At 44.0% G+C, this 23,932-nt stretch carries 20 protein-coding genes; 19 read left to right on the top strand and 1 reads right to left on the bottom strand.

The genetic code is table 11. The features are described 5' to 3' along the window. The first annotated feature begins 2 nt into the window (after positions 1-2). From IGJ05_RS05965 to IGJ05_RS05895, 15 genes are all read left to right on the top strand, one after another. Positions 3-878 carry an ROK family protein gene (locus tag IGJ05_RS05965; protein WP_438725097.1) on the top strand — a complete coding sequence of 292 codons (876 nt, stop codon included), beginning with the start codon at positions 3-5 and terminating at the stop codon, positions 876-878. Continuing rightward, positions 871-2,262: a glycoside hydrolase family 1 protein gene (locus tag IGJ05_RS05960; protein WP_231472406.1), complete on the top strand. Its 1,392-nt coding sequence runs from the start codon at positions 871-873 to the stop codon at positions 2,260-2,262. The genes IGJ05_RS05965 and IGJ05_RS05960 overlap by 8 nt, the downstream gene beginning before the upstream one ends. Positions 2,263-2,502: 240 nt before the next feature. After that, positions 2,503-3,384 (top strand): ABC transporter permease, encoded by an 882-nt coding sequence (locus tag IGJ05_RS05955; RefSeq protein ID WP_086294872.1) that lies wholly within the window; start codon positions 2,503-2,505, stop codon positions 3,382-3,384. 13 nt (positions 3,385-3,397) lie between these two features. Further along, positions 3,398-4,318 carry a carbohydrate ABC transporter permease gene (locus IGJ05_RS05950; RefSeq protein WP_005225516.1) on the top strand — a complete coding sequence of 307 codons (921 nt, stop codon included), beginning with the start codon at positions 3,398-3,400 and terminating at the stop codon, positions 4,316-4,318. A 27-nt stretch (positions 4,319-4,345) separates the two neighbouring features. Next, complete coding sequence (locus tag IGJ05_RS05945) at positions 4,346-5,815, top strand: ABC transporter substrate-binding protein (protein ID WP_005225517.1); 1,470 nt, start codon at positions 4,346-4,348, stop codon at positions 5,813-5,815. Between the two features lie 277 nt (positions 5,816-6,092). After that, positions 6,093-6,713 (top strand): DUF624 domain-containing protein, encoded by a 621-nt coding sequence (locus IGJ05_RS05940; protein ID WP_231472407.1) that lies wholly within the window; start codon positions 6,093-6,095, stop codon positions 6,711-6,713. Further along, a complete protein-coding gene (locus IGJ05_RS05935) occupies positions 6,706-8,454 on the top strand; it encodes a sensor histidine kinase (RefSeq protein WP_231472408.1) in 1,749 nt (582 codons plus the stop codon). Before IGJ05_RS05940 ends, IGJ05_RS05935 begins: the two co-directional genes overlap by 8 nt. Next, positions 8,447-9,931, top strand: a complete 1,485-nt coding sequence (locus tag IGJ05_RS05930) for a response regulator transcription factor (protein WP_231472409.1) — start codon at positions 8,447-8,449, stop codon at positions 9,929-9,931. Before IGJ05_RS05935 ends, IGJ05_RS05930 begins: the two co-directional genes overlap by 8 nt. 107 nt (positions 9,932-10,038) lie before the next feature. Further along, positions 10,039-10,638 carry a YczE/YyaS/YitT family protein gene (locus IGJ05_RS05925; protein WP_194185456.1) on the top strand — a complete coding sequence of 200 codons (600 nt, stop codon included), beginning with the start codon at positions 10,039-10,041 and terminating at the stop codon, positions 10,636-10,638. Positions 10,639-10,826: 188 nt separating this feature from the next. Continuing rightward, the gene (locus IGJ05_RS05920; RefSeq protein WP_194185457.1) at positions 10,827-12,047 is read left to right on the top strand and encodes an MFS transporter; all 1,221 of its coding nucleotides are present in this window, start codon (positions 10,827-10,829) and stop codon (positions 12,045-12,047) included. Positions 12,048-12,170: 123 nt separating this feature from the next. Then, a complete protein-coding gene (locus IGJ05_RS05915) occupies positions 12,171-13,502 on the top strand; it encodes an APC family permease (RefSeq protein WP_266166464.1) in 1,332 nt (443 codons plus the stop codon). Next, positions 13,499-14,458 (top strand): D-2-hydroxyacid dehydrogenase, encoded by a 960-nt coding sequence (locus IGJ05_RS05910; RefSeq protein WP_015509314.1) that lies wholly within the window; start codon positions 13,499-13,501, stop codon positions 14,456-14,458. The genes IGJ05_RS05915 and IGJ05_RS05910 overlap by 4 nt, the downstream gene beginning before the upstream one ends. 168 nt (positions 14,459-14,626) lie before the next feature. After that, complete coding sequence (locus tag IGJ05_RS05905; RefSeq protein WP_194185458.1) at positions 14,627-15,658, top strand: YibE/F family protein; 1,032 nt, start codon at positions 14,627-14,629, stop codon at positions 15,656-15,658. Further along, a complete protein-coding gene (locus IGJ05_RS05900) occupies positions 15,655-16,416 on the top strand; it encodes a YibE/F family protein (protein ID WP_194185459.1) in 762 nt (253 codons plus the stop codon). The genes IGJ05_RS05905 and IGJ05_RS05900 overlap by 4 nt, the downstream gene beginning before the upstream one ends. Before the next feature lie 17 nt (positions 16,417-16,433). Further along, positions 16,434-16,955: a GNAT family N-acetyltransferase gene (locus IGJ05_RS05895; protein WP_194185460.1), complete on the top strand. Its 522-nt coding sequence runs from the start codon at positions 16,434-16,436 to the stop codon at positions 16,953-16,955. A gap of 82 nt (positions 16,956-17,037) precedes the next feature. On the opposite strand, the gene IGJ05_RS05890 is transcribed toward IGJ05_RS05895, so the two are convergent. After that, positions 17,038-18,036: a LacI family DNA-binding transcriptional regulator gene (locus IGJ05_RS05890; RefSeq protein WP_081116594.1), complete on the bottom strand. Its 999-nt coding sequence runs from the start codon at positions 18,034-18,036 to the stop codon at positions 17,038-17,040. A gap of 254 nt (positions 18,037-18,290) precedes the next feature. Between IGJ05_RS05890 and IGJ05_RS05885 the strand changes: the two genes are divergently transcribed. From IGJ05_RS05885 to IGJ05_RS05870, 4 genes are all read left to right on the top strand, one after another. Continuing rightward, entirely contained in the window at positions 18,291-19,562 is a 1,272-nt protein-coding gene (locus IGJ05_RS05885; RefSeq protein ID WP_194185461.1) for an extracellular solute-binding protein, read from the top strand. Positions 19,563-19,700: 138 nt separating this feature from the next. Beyond that, positions 19,701-20,936 (top strand): carbohydrate ABC transporter permease, encoded by a 1,236-nt coding sequence (locus IGJ05_RS05880; protein WP_016608233.1) that lies wholly within the window; start codon positions 19,701-19,703, stop codon positions 20,934-20,936. A 3-nt stretch (positions 20,937-20,939) separates the two neighbouring features. After that, positions 20,940-21,794, top strand: a complete 855-nt coding sequence (locus IGJ05_RS05875; protein WP_010747791.1) for a sugar ABC transporter permease — start codon at positions 20,940-20,942, stop codon at positions 21,792-21,794. A 9-nt stretch (positions 21,795-21,803) separates the two neighbouring features. Continuing rightward, the gene (locus IGJ05_RS05870; protein WP_249850504.1) at positions 21,804-23,870 is read left to right on the top strand and encodes a beta-galactosidase; all 2,067 of its coding nucleotides are present in this window, start codon (positions 21,804-21,806) and stop codon (positions 23,868-23,870) included. Positions 23,871-23,932: the final 62 nt, after the last annotated feature.

Raw genomic sequence — 23,932 nt, 5'->3', positions numbered from 1 at the left:
AAATGATGGTTTATGGAGGAATTGAAGCCGGCGGCACAAAAATGATTTGTGCCGTTGCCGATGAACAGTTGACGATCATCGCCCAAGAGTCGATCCCAACGACAACACCGGAGGAAACGTTAGCGGCGATCTTTGCCTTTTTCGATCCCTACGATCTCGTGTCATTAGGGGTCGGTTCCTTTGGTCCGATCGGGATCGATCCAACCCAAGCGACCTATGGCCACATACTAGCGACGCCGAAACAGGGCTGGCAGCAGTTCGATTTTCTCGGTGCATTGAAGAAGCGCTACCCAGAGACAGCATTTGCTTGGACAACAGATGTCAATGCTGCCGCTTATGGGGAATTACGCCAAGGAGCGGCGCAAGGCAAAGACAGCTGTGTCTATTTGACAGTAGGAACCGGCATTGGCGCAGGAGTCGTTCGTGAAGGAAAGATTTTCGAGGGGATCGGTCATCCAGAAATCGGTCATACCTATGTCAAACGTCACAGTGAAGATACGTATGCTGGTACATGCCCGTATCACGGCGACTGTCTGGAAGGATTAGCCGCAGGGCCTTCTTTAGAAGGACATACGGGGATCAAAGGACAAGACTTGCCGCAAGCGCACGAGATTTGGGGGTTGCAGGCCTTTTATCTAGGGCAAGCGCTGGTCAATATCACGTTGACCTTAGCACCTGAGAAAATCATTTTAGGCGGTGGGGTCATGAATCAGCCGCATCTACTCGCTCAAATCCAACAAGCCTTCCAAAAACAAATGGCAGGCTATATGGAGACACCACCAGTGGAAGACTACATCGTCACTTGGGGCTTGCCGAACAAAAGCGGGATTATCGGCTGTCTCTTGTTAGGCAAAGAGCAGGTGACTGCCCATGACTAACCTGTATTTTCCTAAAGATTTTTGGTGGGGAGCTGCTGCCAGCGGTCCGCAAACTGAAGGACGAACGGCCGATGATGGCAAAGGTGATTCGATTTGGGACTATTGGTACGCAACGGAGCCAGAACGTTTTTATCAAAAACGGGGACCAAAAGATACCGTCCAGCTGCTGCAGCGTTACCCAGAAGATGTGGCGTTGATGAAAGAGATCGGCTTTAATTCTTTTCGAACCTCGATCCAGTGGAGTCGCTTGCTGCCAGAAGGAAGAGGGGCGGTCAATCAACAAGCGGTGGCGTTTTATCGCGAGTACTTCGCCACTTTGATCGAAAATGGCATCGAACCCTTCATCAATTTGTATCATTTTGATATGCCGATGGCACTGCAAAAAGAAGGCGGCTGGCTCAATCGCGAGACTGTCACAGCATTTGCAGATTATGCTGCTTTGTGTTTTGAGTTGTTCGGTGATCAAGTCCGTCATTGGATCACGCAAAATGAACCGATCGTGCCAGTGGAGATGGGGTATTTGTATCAACAGCATTACCCAGCAGAAATCAACTTGGCACATGCGGTGCAAGTCGGCTACCATGAAGCACTCGCCAGCTCCTTAGCGATCCAACGCTTCCGTCAATCTCAGCAATCAGGCGAAATCGGCATCATCTTGAATTTGACACCGACTTATCCGAAAGATCCGAACGATGAAAAAGATGTCCAAGCGGCGCAACTGGCAGATGCCTTTTTTAACCGATCCTTCTTAGATCCAGCGGTCAAAGGCACCTTTCCTGTAGAATTGATCGCTGTCTTAAACGAGTTGGCGATCATGCCAGAAACCAGGGCAGAAGATTTGCAGATCATTAAAGAAAACACGGTCGATCTCTTGGGGGTCAACTATTATCAGCCACGGCGGGTGCAGCAAAAGCGTTCTGCCAAAACAGCGGACACACCAATGCCAGAAGATTACTTCGATGTGTATGATTGGCCAGAAAAGAAAATCAATCCCCATCGAGGCTGGGAGATCTATGAACGAGGCATCTATGATACCTTGATCAACCTACGAGACAACTACGGCAATATCCCCTGTTATATTTCAGAAAACGGCATGGGGGTCGAAGATGAAACACGCTTTATCGATGCCAGCGGTCAGATCCAAGATGAGTACCGCATCACCTTTATCAAAGATCATTTGCGGTATGTTCACCAAGCGATCCAAGAAGGCAGCCAGTGCCGCGGGTATCACATGTGGACCTGCATGGACAATTGGTCTTGGCTGAATGAATTCAAAAATCGTTACGGGTTTATTGCTGTCGATTTGGCTACCCAAAAACGGACCATCAAAAAGTCTGGTGAGTGGTTCCACGAAGTGATTCAGCAAAACGGCTTTGTCGACTGATCATTCATAAAAAACAAATCAATGAAGCGTCCTATCTTGCAAAAGGTAGGACGTTTTTCAGGTTTTTAGAGAATAAAAACAAAATATAAACAAAGACCTTTAATTTGTTTCATTTTATCTTTAGTTTGTTCCTTATTTTTTAGGGATGAAAGCGTTATTCTAGTAGCATGAAGGAGATGATGAGATGTGAAGAAAAAGGGGTTTTGGAGGAATGTCTGGCAATACAAAGCATTGATATTGATGGCTTTGCCAGGTGTTGTCTGGTTTATCTTTTTTTTCTATATACCTGTATTCGCAAATGTGGTGGCGTTCAAAGATTTCCACATTTCACCAGACGGCTTTTTTGCCAGTTTGAAACAAAGCCCATGGGTCGGCTTTGATAACTTTAAATTTTTATTTGCATCCAATGATGCTTGGCTGATCACTAGAAATACCCTACTCTACAATATCGTATTTTTAGCATTCAACCTATTCTTTGCGATTGCCTTTGCCATTATTATGAGTGAGCTGCGCAATAAGCGCTTGGTAAAAGTGTATCACACGATGTCCCTGTTGCCGTACTTCCTTTCTTGGGTGGTTATTTCGTACTTTGTCTATGCCTTTTTGAGTCCAGACAAAGGGATCATCAACCAATGGATCACGGGTATGGGCGGTGAAGGAATCAACTGGTATGCTGATCCGAAATGGTGGCCGTTTATTTTCGTCTTTATGAATGTCTGGAAGAGCTTAGGCTACAACAGCATCATCTATTATGCGTCAGTGGTCGGGATCGATCAGACGTATTACGAAGCCGCGATGGTCGATGGCGCCAGCAAATGGCAGCAGATCAAAAATGTGACGTTGCCACAGCTGATTCCAATGATTTCTGTTTTGTTGATTTTGAACATCGGTGGGATCTTCCGTGCCGACTTCGGACTTTTCTATCAAGTCCCACGAAACTCTGGGGCGTTGTACCAAGTCACCTCCGTTTTAGATACGTACATTTATAATGGACTGACTGCCACAGGCGACTTCGGGATGACCGCAGCTGCCGGCCTTTATCAATCAGTGGTTGGGGCATTATTATTACTAACAGCGAATTTGGTTGTTCGTAAACTAGAACCAGATTCAGCATTATTCTAAGGAGGATGGATAAATGAAGAAAAAAGTAACGAAAGTCGAGATCCGCTCCTTTAACCCAACGGTCAACCTGATTTTTAATATCGTGATCGGTCTGTTCGCGATTTCCTGTGTCTTGCCGTTTCTCTTTGTGATCGCGATCTCATTGACCAGTGAAACCTCTTTGGCAGAAAATGGCTATCGCTTTTGGCCACAAGAATTCTCGTTCGCAGCGTATACCTACCTGTTTAGCGGACAAATGAGCAGCAAAATTTTCCAAGCATTTGGCGTATCTATTTTTATCACTGTTTTTGGTACCTTCGTCAATGCAACGATGACTTCGCTATATGCCTATGTCATCTCTCGCTCAAATTTTCCATTCCGTCGTTTCTTTACGATCTTCGCTTTGATCACCATGTTGTTTGCGCCAGGGATGGTTGCCAATTACTTAGTGATGGTCAACTTGATCCAATTGAAAGACACGATTTGGGCGTTGATTTTACCCCTTGCCTTAGGGCCTTTTAATATCCTTGTTATGCGGACCTTCTTTAAAAAGACGGTACCAGATAGTATTATAGAATCTGCGCGCATCGACGGTGCCAGCGAAATGAAGATTTTTCTGTCCATCGTGTTGCCGTTAGCCGTTCCAGGGATCGCAACGATCAGTCTATTTGCCGCTCTTGGCTATTGGAATGACTGGTTCAATGCATTGTTGTATATTCAAAAAGACTCTTTAGTGCCGTTACAAGCACTTTTGATGCGGATTCAAAGCAACTTGGACTATCTAGCCAAAAGCTCTGGTATGGCTGCCCAGATCCAAGGAGGTTTGGCCGCTTTGCCAAGCGAAACTGCTCGCATGGCAATCGTTGTTGTTGCAACCTTACCGATTGCGATCACCTATCCATTCTTCCAACGGTATTTTGTCGGTGGTCTGACAATTGGTGGCGTCAAAGAATAATCAAATAAGTATAGGGAGGAAACAAAAATGAATTTGTGGAAAAAAACAGCTTTTGCTGGGATGGCCGCAGCGGCAACTTTGGGAATGGCTGCCTGTGGGTCGAACGGCGCAACATCCGATTCAGAAAACAATGCAGACGGTGTAACGACTTTATTGATGTATCAAGTCGGGGACAAGCCAGAAAACTTTGATCAATTAATGGAGATCGCCAATAAACGCATTGAAGAAAAAACCAACGCTCGCATCGATCTGCAGTATATCGGCTGGGGTGATTGGGATCAAAAAATGAGTACCATCATTTCATCGGGTGAAAACTACGATATTTCCTTTGCCTCAAACTATGTTGCGAATGCGCAAAAAGGCGCGTATGCAGATTTGACGGAGTTAGCACCAAAATATGCCAAAGAAGCGTATGATCAATTAGACGAATCTTATATCAAAGGCAATACGATCGACGGAAAATTATATGCCTTTCCAGTCAACGGCAATATTTATGCCCAACAAGTCTTGACCTTCAATAAAGAGTATTTAGATAAATATGATTTGGATATCAGTGGGATCGAATCTTATGCAGATGCCGAAGACGTGTTGAAGAAGTTTAAAGAAGAAGAACCAAACATCGCACCGTTTGCGATCGGTCAAACCTTTAATGTTTCTGGAAACTATGATTATGTGATCGGGAAAGATTACCCATTTGCTGTTAAATTGGACGGCGATACAACGAAGATCATCAATCAATACGAAGATGATGAACAAATGGAAAACCTGAAATTGATGCACAAATGGTACAACGAAGGCTTGATCCCAACTGATGCAGCCACTAATACGACTGGTTACCCATTAGAAGGCAACACATGGTTCATGCGTGAAGAAACCCAAGGACCAATGGATTACGGCGATACGATCTTAAGCAATGCCGCAGGTCATGAATTGGTTTCACGTCCAATCACGAAACAATTAAAATCAACAGGTCAAGCGCAAATGGCAAACTTTGTCGTAGCGAATGTTTCGAAAAACAAAGAAAAAGCGGTGGAAGTGTTGGGCTTGTTGAACAGCGATCCTGAATTGTTAAATGGATTGGTTTGGGGTGTTGAAGGCGAAGCATGGGAAAAAATCGAGGGCGAAGACAACAAAATCCGTCTCCTTGATGGCTACTTGCCAAATACCCGGATGGCTGCTTGGAACACTGGGAACAACATGATCCTTTATACACAAGAATCCATCACAGACGATATGATCAAAGAGCGTGATGAAAATATTGCTAACGCTGAAGCATCACCAATCTTAGGGTTCAACTTCAAGACTGATAATGTGAAAACAGAAATCACGAATATCGCCAATGTCATGAACCGTTACAAAGCAAGTTTAGCAACGGGAACGATCGATCCAGAAGAAAATGTTCCGAAACTAAACGAAGAATTAAAAACCGCTGGCTGGGAGAAGGTCCGCGATGAAATGCAAAAACAATTTGATGAGTATCGTGCAAGCCAAGAATAAGCAATAGGCGCTGCTCACCAATCAATAGATCAAGTAAGCCGGAGGCTAAACGCATCAGGACCAATGGTTCCCACGTCTAGCTTCTGGCTGCTTTTTCTTTAAAGTAAGTAGCGAAATCTTTGATGAAAAAATAACGTTACTTTTGTTTTTAACCTTCAAGCAGCAAGCATGGAGCATCTAAAACGTACATAGCATTAAAAGATTCTCAGGTAGCTTGAGTAGGAAGCTAAAATCATGCTACATTTTCGATAGGGAACAAATAAGGGAGGAATTTTAAATGGAAGAAACAGCAAATAGTGGGTTGGTCAAGGGCTTTCGCTTGATTTGGGCGATCGTGAAGTTGAATTTGTTTTTCGTCGTATTGACATTGGCAGGTGGCGGAATCTTAGGGATCGGTCCAGCGTTTCATACCATTAGTACCTTGATCCATGAAGAAGGACTAAATTATGAGCATCAAAGCTTTCGCAGCGCATGGCGCATTTGGCGCAGCGTCTTTGTCAAAGCCAATAAACAATTTTATCTTTTCTTCCTACTGACAGGTTTCTTAGTGTATAACTTGTATTTAGCTACCCAGATCCAAGGCTTGATTTGGCTGATGATCTCTTTTGTTTTAGTTGTCGTCAGCGGATTGAGTATCTTACTGTACTTACTAAGTGTGGTTTTTGACACATCCTATGAGATTTCCTTGTGGAATAACCTGAAATTGTCCTTCGTGTGTCTGTTTCTTCATATGGCGACCTTTCTAAAATTGTTAGTGGGGATTGCCAGTATTTTCGCTTTTACTTGGATGATGAAAGGGCTATTGCTCTTTGGAACCTTTAGTCTATTGATTTTGTGGTGCCATGTGGCAATCAGTCAGGAAAAAACCGTCATTGATCGGGACTTGGCACATGACTAAGCAGCGCTTTCGTTTGTTTAAACATGACTTTTTGATCAATCAGTTGATGCAGCTGTATAGCGTGCTCTTGGTGATCATCTCGATTATTATCATGCTGGTTCTGACGGCATATACTGGGGCAGACCGCTTCAATAGCAGCGAACGCCTCGTGGAAGCCACCAGTATGCAGCTGGATGCATACGTGCAGGATCAAAACGCGGTCGTCTCAACGGTATTAGGCGAATTTACCAGTTCGGATACTGCTTTTGAATCGCTGCGCAATTATTTACAGCTTTCATTGCCAGACTATTTTTCCTATAGTAATGATATTTTTCGCCAGACGGGACAAAGTGTGTATTTGCCAAATATCCTCTATCGCTTGATCCGTAATCATCCTAGTATCGAAGAGATCATCATTCAACTGGATGAAAGCAATGAGACACTAGTGGCAACCCCAGATACCCCTTATGGAGAAAAACGCAGCGGCAAGCAGATCGATTTGAAAAATCGTCTGTTTTTTGTTCGTTCGATCGCCCAACCAAGTAATTATGCGCAACCGTTAGGGCAAGTCTACGTGATTTTTCACTCAGACGATGTCTTAGCCAATCGACAAGAAGACAACCAAACGCACGGTATCAACAGTTTTTTGTATACCTCCAATGGTCAGCGGCTATACAAGGATGCCGCGAACCTTAGCAAGCAGACCTTAGCGAAAATTGATCAGGCGGTGGCTCATGGAACTATTCACGACACTCTGTCGAAAGACTTTTATATCAAAAAACAAACGACCGTCAGCGGAGAGTTGTCACTGATCTTGTTGTCAAAAGGTGTGATCTGGCGGGATATTTTTTCTAGTGCCATTTGGATTTTTAGCTTTGGGATTGGGATTCTCTTATTGGTCCTATGGGTGCTCCATCGGACCTTCAAGCGCTATACCTCGCAAGTACAGCAGATCGTCTATGCGACGAAAGAAGTCAGTCAAGGGAATTTTGATAAGCGGATCGATACCGCCAATGTCCAACAAGAGCTGAAAGAAATCGCAGAAGCCATCAATCAAATGACTTACAGTATCAACGAGTATATCAAAGACATCTACACGTTAGAGATCAAGCAGCGAGACGCCGATATGCGGGCGCTGCAAGCACAGATCAATCCGCATTTTCTGTATAACACGTTAGAATACATTCGAATGTATGCCTTGAGTCGCAACCAAGAAGAGCTGGCGGATGTCGTCTATGCCTTTTCGGCACTGCTACGGAACAATACGACGCAAGAAAAGACGAAGACCTTAAAAGAAGAAATCGATTTTTGTGAAAAATATGTCTACTTGTTTCAGATGCGCTACCCAGATAAGATCGCCTATCATGTAACCATCGATTCGGCATTAGAACAGTTGGAATTGCCGAAGTTCACGCTGCAGCCGCTTGTCGAAAACTATTTTGTTCACGGCATCGATTATCAGCGCAATGATAATGCCATCAGTATCAAGGCTTATAAAGAAGTCGATCAGATCGTGATTGAGGTCAAAGACAACGGCAAAGGCGCAGATGCACAGCAGTTGGCGATGATCCAAGAAGAACTGCAAAATCAGGAGATCGGAGCCCAAACCTCGATCGGGATCAAAAATGTTCACGAACGGTTGCGGGGTATGTTCAACAGCGCCTATCAAATGGACGTTACATCTCAGGCAGGTGCTGGGTTTACGGTCAAGATCCGCTTAGATGAGAAACGTTTGCAAAGGGGGCATGAGACAGATGTATAAAGCAATGTTCGTTGATGATGAATACATGATCTTGCAGGGGCTGCAAATGATCTTGCCTTGGCAAGAACTGGGCTTTGAAGTGGTGCATACAGCGAAAAGTGCTAGTGAAGCTCTCGAGTACTTGCAAGAGCATTCCGTTGATTTGCTGATCACGGATATTCGGATGCCAGAAATGAACGGCATCGATATGATCCGCAAAGCACAAGCGTTTGGGAATCGATTTTTCTCGATCATTCTATCAGGCTATCAGGAGTTTGCCTTTGTCAAACAAGGCATGGCGTTAGGTGTGCGTAATTATCTCGTCAAACCTGTTAACAAAGAAGAACTACGCAGCAGTGTACAAGCAATTGCAGCTGAGTTAGAGGAGCAGCAAAAACTGTTGGCAGAAAAAGAACTGTATCAAGAATCAAGCCTGCTGCTTTGGTTGAATGATGAATTGAACGAAAGCGAGTACCTCCATTTGCTGGCGCAACAGCGGGTGCCACTAGCAGCACCCTTTACCGTTTTGCAGTTCAATGGGACTGCTGAGATCTTACAAAAAATCACGACGTTTTTTCAGCAACACGATCAGCCATTGATCTTACCAGGGCGATTAGATGAAAACCAAGTGATCATTACTGCTGCTGGACCAAGGCAGCAAATCAACGCTGACCTAAAAGCACTGGCACAGCAGCTCAATAGTACAGACTGGCAGTTGATCATGAGCGAGACCATCAACGAGTGGGAGAATTTGTATAAAGCCTATGAAAAAATCAAACAGGTTCAGTCACTGCAAGCCTTCTACCCGGATCTGTTCTTACAAGAACAGACGATCCACGTGGATATTTTAGAGCGAAACGAAGAACTCCCGTTTCTGTCTTTTAACAAAGCATTGACCATTGGGGATGTCAAAACGATCCAACATGAGCTGGATAAAATGTTCGCTATTTTGGAACAAACCCAAGCAGACCCTGAGCATGTTCGCTATGTTTCGTTCTTGTTGTTCAACGATATTTATCGGCAGTTACCAGTACTTTCCCATGAAAACCATGAACAGATTTTGGCACGGATTCGTGAGTCTAATACACTGGCAGATTTGCGGCAGCTCTTTGATGATGTGCTGGAGCTGGCGAAATCGCAGCCACCGCAAAAACGCTATTCGGAGATCGTTCAAAAGACGATCCAACTGATCGAAGAAGGCTATACCCATGATTTGACGGTCAAATCAGCGGCAGAAGAACTGCATGTCAGCGTCGTTTATTTGGGCCAGCTCTTTAAGAAAGAAACGGAAATGAGCTTTAATCAGTACGTCAATCTGGTGCGGATCAAGCAAGCCCAGCAGCTGCTGCTTCATTCGAAAGCTACGATCAGTGAGATCGGCGATCGTATTGGTTACAACAATACCAACTATTTTTCCAAAATGTTTAAGAAATTGAATGGTCTGACCCCCAAAGAGTTTCGCGATACCTATGAACAGCATTATGAATCCCTTGATTGAATTTAGATTTCTTCAAAAAAATTCTGGTTTTTGTGATTAAATGATAGTAATTGTGACGCTTTCACGGTAAACTAAGAGAGGAAAAATAAAGAAGAGAGCGTGATGTTGTGAAAGAAACCAAAAAATTTGCACAAGTTTTGATAGGTACCGGGCTGATTGCGTTGGCCATTTCCTTATTGATCACCGCCCATCAAGGTTATGATACGATCAGTACGTTTTTACTAGGAATTTTGAATTTCGTCGATGTCCCTTTTTGGATTGCCAGTTTGTGTTTTAATATTATTGTTTTGTTGTTCGTTGCAGTCTTTGATCGTGCCGAATTAGGCATTGGCAGTTTTATCAACGGGATTGGCTTAGGCCTGTTGATTGGGATCTTTGAACCAGTGATGGACAAAGTATCGATTCATTTGCCTTTTTATCCTTGGATCGCTATTTTCGCTGCACCGATCTTATTTGGGATCGGCGCTGGTATCTACGTTTCTTCCAACAAAGGATCAGCGGCGTTAGAAGCCTTGACTGCCTTGATCTACAAACGAAGCAAATTGACGCAAAAAACGATCCGTATCGGCTTGGATGCAGCCATGGTCTTGATCGGTTTTGCGCTAGGCGCCAGTGTTGGGTTAGGTACTCTCTTGTGTATCGTCTTTATTGGCCCAATCTTTGAAGCCACCATGAAAACCATCGCTGCTCGGAAGAAAAACGCCTAGCCTTGAGAATAAGTCGGAAAAAGCTGTCTGTAAGGGCAGCTTTTTTGCTGCTTCCATTTAAGGGAATTATCTGAAGGAAGAAAAATCCTGATTTCCTTAAGATTCTCTGGGTAAAAAAAGTGTTTTCTCCATGGTTACTGTCTTATTGGACTTGGTATACTGATAAGACGAGTAAAGGAGAAGTGAAAATGAAAAGTTATCGTTCGACGATTGCGGCTTGCTTTGTAGGGTACATCGTTCAAGCCGTCATCAATAATTTTGCCCCCTTATTATTTTTGACCTTTCAAAGCCAATACCAGCTACCGATCAGCCAGATTACTTTGCTGGTTAGTTTTAACTTTTTGACCCAGTTAGCCGTCGATTTTGCAGCAATCTTTTTTGTAGACCGCATCGGCTATCGAGTGTCGATCGTAGCCGCGCATTTTTTTGCAGCGATCGGCTTGATTGGTCTAGCCGTTTTTCCCTTATGGTTTCCGACCCCGTTTAGCGGATTGTTAGCAGCGGTTTTGTTGTATGCCATTGGCGGTGGCTTGCTGGAAGTCTTAGTCAGTCCCATCGTTGAAGCCTGTCCAACGGAACATAAGGAAAAAACGATGAGCATGCTGCACTCGTTTTATTGCTGGGGGTACGTGGGGGTCGTTATGTTCTCAACTGCGTTCTTCATGGTGTTCGGTATTCAACAGTGGCCGATTTTGGCGATCATCTGGGCGCTGATCCCGTTGGTCAATTTGTTTTTCTTTACCAAAGTCCCGTTGGCGCCAATCGTTGCCGGAGGAGAACGAGGGTTGACCACTCGGCAGCTCTTTTCCTTGAAAAGCTTTTGGCTGTTTCTGGTGATGATGGTCTGTGCTGGAGCCAGCGAACAAGCAGTCAGCCAATGGGCATCGACCTTTGCCGAACAGGGCTTAGGCGTTAGTAAGACGCTAGGCGATTTAGCAGGGCCAATGGTTTTTGCCTTGATGATGGGGATCTCCCGCTTGCTTTACGGCAAGTTCGGGGAACGCATCGATTTGAAACGCTTTATGTTTTTGAGTGTTTTGCTTTGCCTACTGGCGTATATGATGATCGGCTTTGCTTCATTGCCATTGATCGGGTTCCTTGGCTGCGGCTTAAGCGGTTTTGCCGTAGGGATCATGTGGCCAGGGGTCTTTAGTCTTTCTGCGCAATACATTCGCAACGGCGGAACGGCGCTATTTGCTTATTTGGCATTAGCAGGAGATTTAGGGTGTTCAATCGGACCCGCTGTCGTCGGCAGTATCGTCGAATGGACGGGACAACAGCTGCAGGTTGGGATTCTAGGGGCGATCGTTTTCCCGATCATCTTGCTGGCAGGAATTTATTTGGTTCAACAAATGCACAAAAAACGACAGCTTCCGTTGCTGGTTTTTCAAGAATCCACAAAAGAATAAAAAAATTTTGGAGCAAATGCCGTCTTTTCATGGTATTTGCTTTTTGTTTTCTGAAATTCCTCTAGTCAAGATAGTTTCTATCCGCTATACTTTGACTTATTCATTTAAAAAGGATGTGATGTTGTGAAAAGTCAATTGAAAAAAGAAATCAGTTTTTTTGGGGCATTATCGACAGTAATGGGAACGGTGATCGGCGCCGGCGTGTTTTTCAAAGCAGCGGCTGTGGTCCAGCAGACCCAATCCACCGGTTTGACCTTGTTGGTTTGGCTGCTTGCCGGCTTTCTAACGATTTGCGGCGGTTTGACGGTGGCGGAGTTAGCGACGGCGATTCCTAAGACTGGCGGACCCATTCGATATATTGAAAGAATCTATGGAAAATTACCCTCCTTTTTATTAGGCTGGGCACAAAGTATCATTTACTTTCCAGCGAACGTGGCGGCTTTAAGTATTATTTTTGCGACCCAGTGTTTGAACTTATTTCATCTACCCAGCAATTATTTGCTTCCTTTATCGATTTTGACCGGAACGAGTGTGACCTTGATCAATCTTTTGGGAACAAAAGCCGCTGCTCAAGTCCAGTCCGTCACGTTAGCAGTCAAGCTGATCCCGATTGCGGTGATCATCGTGGCAGGTCTGTTGACACCAGGGCAAGTATCGGTCTCATTGGTGGATTTTTCTTCCAATACTCAAGGATCGCTTGCAGCTGGTATCAGTAGTGCCCTCTTAGCAACCCTTTTTGCTTATGACGGTTGGATGGGAGTCGGTAATGTCGCTGGGGAAATGAAGCGACCTGAAAAAGATTTACCAAAAGCCATCATCTTTGGGTTGAGTTTTGTTACCTTGGTGTACGTGTTGATCAATGTTGCCTTTTTAAAAACATTGCCGATCGATCAAATCGCTGGTAATTTGAACAGTGCCTCAGAAACTGCGATGGCCTTGTTTGGCAGCTTTGGCGGAAAACTGGTCACGATCGGTATCCTGATCTCTGTGTATGGCGCATTGAACGGCTATACAATGACTGGTTTACGAGTTCCTTATGCCATGGCATTGGAAGATGAGATTCCTTTCAGCAAGACCTTTGCCACCTTAAGTAAAACCACCAATGCACCTTATGCGGCGGCCTTTTTACAATTAGGGATCGCGTGTATCATGATGCTTTTAGGCACCTTTGATCTCTTGACCGATATGCTGGTTTTTGTTATGTGGTTCTTTAGTGTATTATTATTTGTAGGAGTTTTTCGTTTGCGAAAAACAGAACCGCAGATGAAGCGTCCGTATAAAGTTCCCTTCTATCCAATCATTCCCTTGATTGCGATCTTAGGCGGCTGTTTTATCTTGATCATGACCTTGATCACTGACACGTGGTTAGCAGTCGTGGGAATCGGCGTGACGTTACTAGGAATTCCCGTTTTTTATGGAAAAGCAAAAGGAAAAGCGAGAGGAGCGAAAGAATGAAGATCGTTGTACTTGATGGCTATGCGTTGAATCCAGGAGATTTGTCTTGGCAAGGGTTTGAAGAATTAGGAGAGGTGACGGTGTATGATCGTACCTCGTATACAGATAAACAAGAAATTATTGAGCGAATCGGCGATGCCGAAGCAATTTTGACAAATAAAACGCCGATCACCGCAGATGTGCTCAAAGCATGTCCGCAATTGACCTACATTGGGGTCTTGGCAACTGGATACAATGTCGTTGATCTGGCAGCAGCGAAGGAACAGGGAATCACCGTGACCAATATTCCTAGCTACAGTACCAATGCAGTGGCACAAGCGACCTTTGCTTTGCTGCTGGAAGTGACGAATCAAGTGGGACACCATAATCGTTCCGTACATCAGGGCGACTGGCAAACCAGCAAAGATTTTTCTTATTGGCAGACACCATTGATGGAATTGGCAGGCAAAACGATTGGGCTGATTGGATATGGTGCAATTGCTCAAGCAGTTGCCACGATCGCTCATGCGTTTCAGTTGAAGGTGATCTACTTTAATCATCGACCAAAACCAGCACAAGCGGATTGGGCAAAACAAGTTTCGCTGGCGGAATTGTATCAAGAAGCAGATATCATCAGCCTTCATGTTCCGCAGTTTCCTGAGACAGAAAAAATGATCGATCGCACAGCATTGGCACAAATGAAATCTTCTGCGATCCTGATCAATACCGCCCGTGGCGGCTTGATCGATGAAGCGGCAGTTGCTGAAGCGCTGCAAACAGGGCAGATCGCAGCCTTGGCGGCAGATGTCGTTTCAAAAGAACCGATCGCAGCTGACAATCCCTTATTACAGGCGCCAAATTGCTATTTGACACCGCATATCGCTTGGGCACCCGTCGAAACGCGGCGTCGTTTGATGGGGATTGCTGTGGCGAACTTAAGCGGCTTTAAAGCAGGTACACCGCAAAATGTCGTGTAAGCAAAACGAGCAAGTAAAAGGACTTTGACAAAACAGGCGACTAGCAAAGCAGTTAGTCTCGCCGACACAGTAACCATTTCGACCAGTCATCCAGCCTCACAAGGTGATCGGTCGTAGGACTGGGGGTTTGTCTAAGTCTTTTTTTGCTGAAAATGAAAGGAGACGATCTTGAAAAAGTATTATTATCTAGCGGCCTTTGTTAGCGTGCTGGTCTTGAGCTGGCTGATCCAAACCCAAAGCAGCCGCTTTTATGCACAGCCGATCATAGAAGTACAAACGGTTCAAGTCACCTCCGACCAGCAGCAGATCCAAGGGATCGTTCGTAACGGAGAAGAAGCTGGGGTACTACGGACAGTCACTACGCAATACACCCCCAACGGTGCGATTCATCCATTGTATCAGACCGGACAACAGCTGCTTTTGCAAAAAGAAGGGGATGGCTGGCAGGTACAAGCACAAAAACGGGATGGGTATCTCTTTTTCTTCCTTGCCTTATTTTTGATGGCAGTAGTCGCAATTGGTGGCAAAAAGGGCTTGCGGGCTTTACTTAGTATCTTTGTGAATACTGGCTTGCTGCTCCTTTTTCTTTGGTTTCACAAAGGCAACAGCTCCTTTTCATTGGTCTTTTTGATGATCGTTTTTACGATCGTCTCGTTGGTTTTGACGATGGGGATTTCCTATGGCTTTCGTACGATCGACAGCCGTAAAATCATTGCCTCGTTAGCCAGCGTCCTCTTGGCGTTTTTTCTCTGTCGGTTCGCCATGGATCTTTTGCAAGATCATGGGTTGCGCTATGAAGAAATGTCGTTTCTGACCCGTCCGTATCGCAGTGTTTATCTAGGGAGTCTGCTGATTGGCGCGATTGGTGCCAGCATGGACAATATTGTCATGCTGATTGCCAGTCTAGATGAGATCCAGCGCATCAATCCCCAGACTAGCCGCAAGGAACGATTAGCGATCGGTCGGTCCATCGCGCAAGATACGACTTCTTCGATGATCAATGTCTTGTTGTTTGCTTATTTAAGTGGGAGTATGCCAGCGCTATTGTTTTACCTAGCAAATGGCTGGCTGCTGTCGCAAGCATTGCCGATGCATCTTTCTTTAGAAATAGTGCGTACATTATGCGGCGGCTTTGCGCTGGTTTTATCGGTACCGTTGACGCTCCTTTGCTTTGAACTACAAAGGAGGAAAGCAAAATGAATGTTTTGTTTGTGTTGAGCTTGCTTTTTCTCTTGCTGACCTTCGCTGTTTTTCGGATCGAAGGGCTGTTTCAAGTCACTGGTCTGTTTATGAATGTGGCTGTCTTTCTAGCGCTGCTGGTCCTGATTGACCGAGGGACACCGATTTTACCAGCGGCTTGTGTTGCCTTTTTAACCGTGGCGGCGATCACCTTGTTTTTCGTGAACGGCGTCAATCAGAAAACCAAAATTGCCTTTGTCTGTGTGTTGGTCTTTCTAGGGATTTTTCTACTACTATTTCCGCTTGTGCTCTCTGCAATGAATCTGCATGGGTTTTCGGCAGAGGAACTGGATGAGTTGGCGATGTATTCCTTTGATGTAGCCATCGATTTTAAGACATTGATGACTGCGATCATTTTGATGAGTTTTTCGGGGGCGGTGGCAGATGGGAGTATGGCGATCAGCACTGCGACCTATGAACTTTTTCAAGCAAACCCGCAAGTCTCGATCAAGGCATTAAGTAAAAGTAGTATGACCGTGGTATCAGACGTATTGTCTTCAACGATCAATACCTTATTGTTTGCCTTTATGGGAAGTAATCTGGCGTTGATTGCGTGGTTTCAAGATTTGTCGATCTCCTTTGGTGAAATGATCAATTCGAAGGCGTTCGTCTCAGAATTGGTCGTTTGTTTGATCACGGGTCTGGCAGCGGTGATTATTTTACCCATCACCGCATGGGCAGCAAGTTGGTATTTTTTGAAAAGAAACCGAATGGAATAGGAAGGAGCGCAACCACCATGGAACCACTAATTGAAACTAAGCGATTAGTCCTGCGAGAAATGAGTCACGACGATCGACCAGCAATTGAAAAGATTTTGCAAGATCCAGAAGTTATGATTGCCTATGAAGGACCCTTCAGTGAGCAAGAAGTCACTGGTTGGATCGACAAACAGCTGCAACGCTATCAAAACGATCACATTGGCTTGTGGCTAGTGATCGAGAAAGCATCCGGGCAAGCGATCGGTCAATGCGGGTTGACATGGCAAGACGTCAAGGGAGAAGCCGTTTTAGAAATTGGGTACTTGTTTCAAAAGAACTCCTGGCATCATGGGTTTGCCACAGAAGCCGCCCAGGCTTGTAAAGACTATGCGTTTGCAACGCTGAATGCCGCCAGTGTTTATTCGATCATTCGTGAGACCAATCAAGCCTCCATAAATGTGGCATTGCGCAATGGAATGAAGCTGGTGGATCGCTTTGTCAAACACTATCGGCAAGTGGACATGCCGCATCTTGTGTATGCTGTGGCGAAAGAGATGTGAAAAACGAAAGAGTGCTTTTTTCGATTTAGACAATAAAACGCCCTTAGAAAGTTAGCTTTTTCTAACTTTCTAGGGGCGTTTTTTATGCTTGCGTAAAGCTTTTTCGTTCGATGAGTTCAGCCCCTAAAAGGACTGTTTTGGTGATCGCTCGAGGATGAACGATCTGATCCACCAATAAATCGATCGCGGTTTTGGCGATTTCCTCCACATCAATTTTAAAGGTTGTTAGAGGGGGAGCCACAAATTTTGCGATCTCATTGTCGTTGATACTGATTAATTCCAAGCGATCAGGAATGATGATGGATCGTTCGTTTAACGCTTGGAGCACACCAACTGCGATGGTGTCAGAAGCCACAAAGAGCGCCTCTGGCAAATTGTCACCAAGGGATTCCACCATTTTTTTCGCCAAACGATAGCCGGTTTCAACGGAAAAATTGCCACCACTAAATAAGAACGCCTCATCGAGCGCATCTCGACGAGCCAGCGTTTGACGGAAGATGACCTCGCGACTATCCATTTCTGCACGTTGGGTATCAGGATTTAGATAAGCACCACCAATAAAGCCGATCTTTCGGTATCCTTTTGTTAAAAATAGATCGATCGCCAGTTGCGTCATTCGATCAGTATCAGGTTTGACCGTATCGAACAACTCTGGACAGGGGTTGATTTCCAAAAGGACGCCATAGGGGCAAACGGATTTGAACTGCTGCGTTTCTTTCTCAGTGAAAGAGCCAATCCCAATAAATCCGGCGACTTCTTGCAGTGTTTCTAAAACATCATCTTCATGGGTGATCAGTTGAATTTCCAAATTGTTGATTTTCGCATATTTTTCTAAAGAGATACGCAATTGTCGAAAATAGACATCTTGCAGCTCTTCTTGTTCTGTCAGCCAGAAAAGGACGGCGATTTTTTCTAGTGTTGTTTTTATTTTTGAGCGATCATAACCTAGTGATAAAGCGGTATGAATAATTTTTTGACGCGTATCGGCAGCGATCGACAACGATTCGTCGCCTTTCAATAATCGGGAAACAGTCGCTTGTGAAAAGCCTGATTGCTCGGCAATTTTTTTTATTGTAACCAATCTTCTTCACCTCTTTCTTCTAGTATACGCTAACAACTTTACCAAGTAAATGAATTTACTAAATATATTTACTCAATAGTGAAAGTTTAGAGCGTGGTGGTATTTTGAAAAATTATTTTTGAGATAAACCTTGATTTTATCCGTTTATTTACTCCGTTGAAGAAATTAATTTAGTAAAACTATTTACATATTAAGTAAAATAATTTATTATAAACAAGAAGATAGCGTTTGCAAAATAAAGAAAAGGTGGAGAAATGATGATGAAAAAAATGTCTCGAGTTCTTTTTTTAAGTGTAGCAGCTTTAGGATTAGGTGCTTGCGGTCCACAAAGTGAAGGGACAGATAGTACTGCAGCAAATAGTGGCAGCAATAAGGACTATGATCTATTGGTCTGGGAAGACCAAGCAAAATCAGTTGGGATTGAAGAGGCAGTCAAACAATTTGAAGAAGAACACGATGTGACGATCAAAGTGGTCGAAAAAGCCTATGGTGGACAGATCGAAGATTTACGATTGGATGGACCCGCTGGTACAGGTGCGGATGTCATCACGATTCCTGGCGATCAAATCGGTACAGCCGTTACCGAAGGTTTGTTGAAAGAATTAACAGTCGATCAAACGCTACAAGAGCTGTATACAGAATCAGCAATGCAATCGCAAATCGTTGACGGCAAAGTCTACGGCTTACCAAAAGCGGTTGAAACACAAATTTTGTATTATAACAAAGAACTAATTTCCGAAGATGACTTGCCACAGACAACGGATGAGTGGCTGGAGTATTCCAAGTCTGTTTTAGGTGCTGACAGTTATGGGTTACTGGCATTATGGGATCAAATTTATTACGCACAAGGTGTATTGAGCGGTTATGGCGGTTATGTTTTTGGCGAGAATGCCGATGGATCCTATGACCCTGAAGATATTGGATTAGCTAATGAAGGCGCGATCGAAGGGGCAGACTATATCCAACAGTTTTATGATGCAGGTGTTTTTCCATCGGGATTGGTCGGTGAACAAGGAATCAATGTGTTGGACTCTTTATTTACGGAAGGAAAAGCTGCCGCTGTCATCTCGGGACCATGGAACTTGTCTCCTTATAAAGAAGCGGGCATCGACTATGGTGTGAAAGAATTGCCATTATTAGGCAATGGTGAACATATGGGTTCCTTTATCGGTGTCAAAAGCTACAACGTAAGTAGCTATTCCCAAAACCCTGAATTAGCTGAAGCGTTCGTCAAATTTATCAGCAATGAGGAAAATTCAAAAGTTCGTTATGAAAAAACACAGGAAGTACCAGCGGTTGCTTCATTGGCAGATGATCCAGCAGTTCAAGAAAGTGAAAGTGCTGCAGCCATTGCCGCTCAGTCCCAACACGCAGAACTAACGCCTGGGATCACTGAAATGAATTCAGTATGGGAACCAATGGATGCCGCATTGCAAACCATTGCTACTGGAAAGGCTGAACCGAAAACAGCTTTATCACAAGCAGTCGAACAGATCAAATCAGCCATTGCGGCAATTCAAAACTAGAAAGTCGTCTCAAGGACAAACGTTTCGGAGGTCATTCATCACTAGGAATCAAGTAAGGCCGAACGAAACGTTTGTCAGCGGCTTTTTCTTACAGGGGGCGAAAATGTGAAAAACACGCAGTCGTATGCAAAACGAGCAATGCTATTCTCGATCATACCAGGATTCGGTCAATTTTATAATCGGCAAAAAATCAAAGGCGCTTTATTTTTCTTCTTTTTTGCTATGTATCTTGTCGTCTTTAAAGATTTATTTAATATGGGACTTTGGGGCATCGTGACATTAGGCGTGGAAGTGCCGAGAGACAATTCCATCTTTTTATTAGCAGAAGGATTAGTTGCCTTGATCGTCATCGGTTTTGGTCTGTTGTTCTATTATTTAAACATCCGTGATGCCTATAAAAACGGTGAATTAAGAGACAATGAGCTACCAGTCAACTCTATCCGTGAAAGCTACCAGGCACTATTAAGAGAAGGCTATCCTTATTTAATGAGTAGCCCAGCATTTTTCTTACTCGTGTTTTCTGTTATTTTTCCGATTCTCTTTAGTATCGCGTTAGCTTTTACGAACTATGATCTGTATCATTCTGCACCTGCCAATTTAGCAGATTGGGTGGGATTAGAGACCTTTAAGAAGATTTTTACTGTCGATATTTGGCGTAGTACCTTCTTCAATGTTCTGGGCTGGACAGTTATCTGGACCTTGATCGCCTCAACGTTACAAGTTTCTATCGGAATATTTTTAGCGGTGCTGGTGCATCAAAAAGAATTACGACTCAAAAAGTTCTTTCGAACGATTTTGATCCTCCCATGGGCAGTTCCGGGATTTGTTACGATTTTGGTGTTTTCAGGAATGTTCAATGATTCCTTTGGTGCGATCAATCATTCGATTTTGAATTTCTTCCAGATTTCACCGATTCCTTGGCTAACGAGTGCGAATTGGACCCGCTTAGCTTTGCTACTGATTCAAGGCTGGCTAGGCTTTCCGTATATTTTTATCGTGACTACAGGAACGCTGCAATCCATTCCTGATGATTTGTATGAGGCGGCGACCATCGATGGTGCTTCAGCTTTACAAAAATTCCGCCGAATCACATTGCCATTATTGCTTTATGCAATGGCACCGATTTTGATTACGCAATATACGTTTAACTTCAACAATTTCAATATCATTTATCTGTTTAATTCTGGTGGACCAGCAGTTCCTGGTTCGACCGCTGGTGGTACCGATATTTTGGTTTCGTGGATCTATAAGCTAACGATGCAAAATAGTCAATATGCACTGGCAGCAGCGTTGACGATTCTCTTATCGATCGTCGTGATCGCGATTGCTTTATGGCAATTCCGCCGAACAAATTCATTCAAGGAGGTTGGATAAGATATGAAGGCAGCAAGTATGAAGAAACAAAAATTTGTCCGCCTATCCTTGACGTATCTCGTACTGATTTTTACGGTAGTAGTGATCGTCTACCCTTTACTTTGGACGATCGGTGCTAGTTTTAATCCTGGGAACAGTTTAGTAAGTACGAGTTTGATTCCGACGAGTCCGACATTAAGTCACTACACGAAATTGTTTGCTGGTGACAACTCGCTTTATTATAGTCAATGGTATTTGAATTCATTAAAAATCAGTGTATGCACCATGTTCTTGTCACTGATTTTTGTCTCCATGACGGCGTATTCCTTTTCACGATTTCGTTTTACAGGCCGTAAAAATGGGTTGATGCTGTTCTTACTACTACAAATGATCCCGCAGTTCTCTGCCTTGATCGCAATTTTTGTATTGGCGCAAATGCTCGGCTTGATCAATAGCCATTGGTTGCTGATCTTGATTTACGTTGGGGGCCAGATTCCCATGAACACGTACTTATTGAAAGGGTATTTTGACTCGATCCCGTTAGATTTAGACGAGAGTGCCAAGATAGATGGCGCAAGCAATACGCGAATATTCTGGCAAATTTTGATTCCTTTATCACGACCCATGCTGGCAGTCGTTGCCATGAATGGCTTTACTGGACCACTTGGAGACTTTGCCCTGTCTTCTGTGATTTTACGTAATCCTGAGTACTATACATTACCCATCGGGTTATACAAATTAGTCACGGATAAAATGGGAGCCAGCTATACAACTTTTGCGGCAGGGGCTATTTTGATCAGTATTCCGATCGCGCTCGTCTTTATTGCATTACAAAAACATTTTGTCTCCGGTTTGACCGCTGGTGGCACAAAAGGATAGGAAGAGAAGATGACAAGATATAACTTAGAAGAACGCTTTTTACATGGTGGGGATTATAATCCTGACCAGTGGCTAAATTATCCCGAGATCTTAGCTAAAGATTTAGAACTAATGGAAAAAGCTCATGCTAATACATTTTCCCTTGGTATTTTTGCTTGGAGTGCCTTAGAGCCAGCAGAAGGGGTGTTTCAATTTGAATGGTTAGACAAAATCATGGATGAGCTAGCCGAACGAAACAGCAACGTCATTTTAGCGACGCCAAGCGGCGCGCGTCCTGCCTGGTTGTCTAAAGCATACCCTGAAGTTCTACGAACCAATGAAAAACGGGAAAAAATGTTACACGGCGGGCGTCACAATCACTGCTTTTCTTCACCAATCTATCGTGAGAAAGTGGCGATCATCAATCGGAAATTAGCTGAACGCTACCACGATCACCCAGCACTATTGATGTGGCATATTTCCAATGAGTATTCTGGAGATTGTCATTGTCCCATTTGCCAAGAAAACTTTCGTCAGTGGGTCAAGCAGAAGTACCAAACATTAGCAGCCTTGAATGAGGCCTGGTGGGGACCTTTCTGGAGCCATACGATCACCGATTGGTCGCAAATCGAATCTCCTTCACCGATCGGCGAAATGCAAGTTCATGGACTAAATCTAGACTGGCATCGTTTTGTGACCGATCAGACCATTGATTTCTATGAACATGAGATCAAAGACATTCGTCGTTTGTCTCCAGATGTACCGATCACAACGAATTTCATGGCAGATACCCGAGATTTGATTCCCTTTTATAGCCTTGATTATGGAAAATTTGCCCAGCATGTAGATGTCATTAGTTGGGATTGTTATCCTGCTTGGCATAATGATTGGGGAACGACCGCTGATTTGGCAAGTAAGGTTGGGTTTATCAATGATCAGTACCGTAGCTTGAAAAAGCAACCCTTTTTGATCATGGAATCAACCCCTAGTGGTGTGAATTGGCATCCAGTCAATCGCACGAAACGCCCCGGGATGCATCTGTTGTCTTCTATGCAATTTATTGCTCACGGTTCAGATAGTAATCTTTATTTCCAATGGCGAAAATCTCGAGGCTCATCTGAGAAGTTCCATGGGGCCGTCGTGGACCATGACAACGACGAACAGAATCGTGTTTTTCAAGATGTAGCAGAAGTGGGAAAAGCCTTAGAAGAAATCAAAGAAGTCAAAGGATTGCACAAAAAAGCCAAAGTGGCGATCATCTATGATTGGGATAACAATTGGGCGCTCAATGATGCGCAAGGTTTTGGTTTGGAGAGCAAACGCTACCCACAAACGTTGCAAGAGCATTATCGCTATTTTTGGGATCATGACATCGCGGTTGATGTCATCACGAAAGACCATGACTTTAACTCTTACCAATTGATCATCGCTCCGATGCTTTACCTTTTACCAAAAGAAACTATGAAAAAGTTTCAACAGTATACGAACAATGGCGGGACGCTGGTTTCCACTTATTTGACGGGGATCGTGAATGAAACGGACTTGACCTATTTAGGGGGCTGGCCCCAAGAGTTAGAAGAACTGTTTGGTGTGTCTGTGAAAGAAATCGATACGTTATATCCGAAACAAAAAAATCTGCTTTTAATGAAGGAGCAGCAGTACCAAATTCATGATTATTGTAGTGTTGTTCAAACAAACACTGCCCAAACGTTAGGGGTCTACGGTGCTGATTTTTATCAAGGTCAAGCTGCAGTGACCGTAAATGTTTATGGTGAAGGAAGTGCCTACTATCTTGGGGGACGGACGGATCAAGCCTTTTTGGAAGACTTCTATCAAGAAGTAACACAACAGCTTCGCATACAAAATGAGTGGGTCCGTCAAGGTTCAACGAACGTGTCGATCCAAAGTAGAGAAAGTCAGCAAGAGCAGCTTACTCCGACTACCTATTATTTTGTGATGAATTTTTCCGAAGAAAATCAAGAAGTAGAGGTAGCAACTTCAGGAATCGATTTGCTTACTGGAAAAACGACAAACCAAAAGCTTCAGTTGGCGCCTTATGAGGTGCAGATTATCAAAGTGACAGCACCAGATCAATAAAGACTATTGTGTCAATTATATGAAAAAAGAAGTACTTACGTTGATGAAAAAAAACGTAAGTA

Origin of the sequence: Enterococcus sp. AZ167, assembly GCF_051714025.1 — a bacterium.
Classification (GTDB): domain Bacteria; phylum Bacillota; class Bacilli; order Lactobacillales; family Enterococcaceae; genus Enterococcus_D; species Enterococcus_D casseliflavus.
This window is presented reverse-complemented; position numbering and strand designations above follow the sequence as displayed.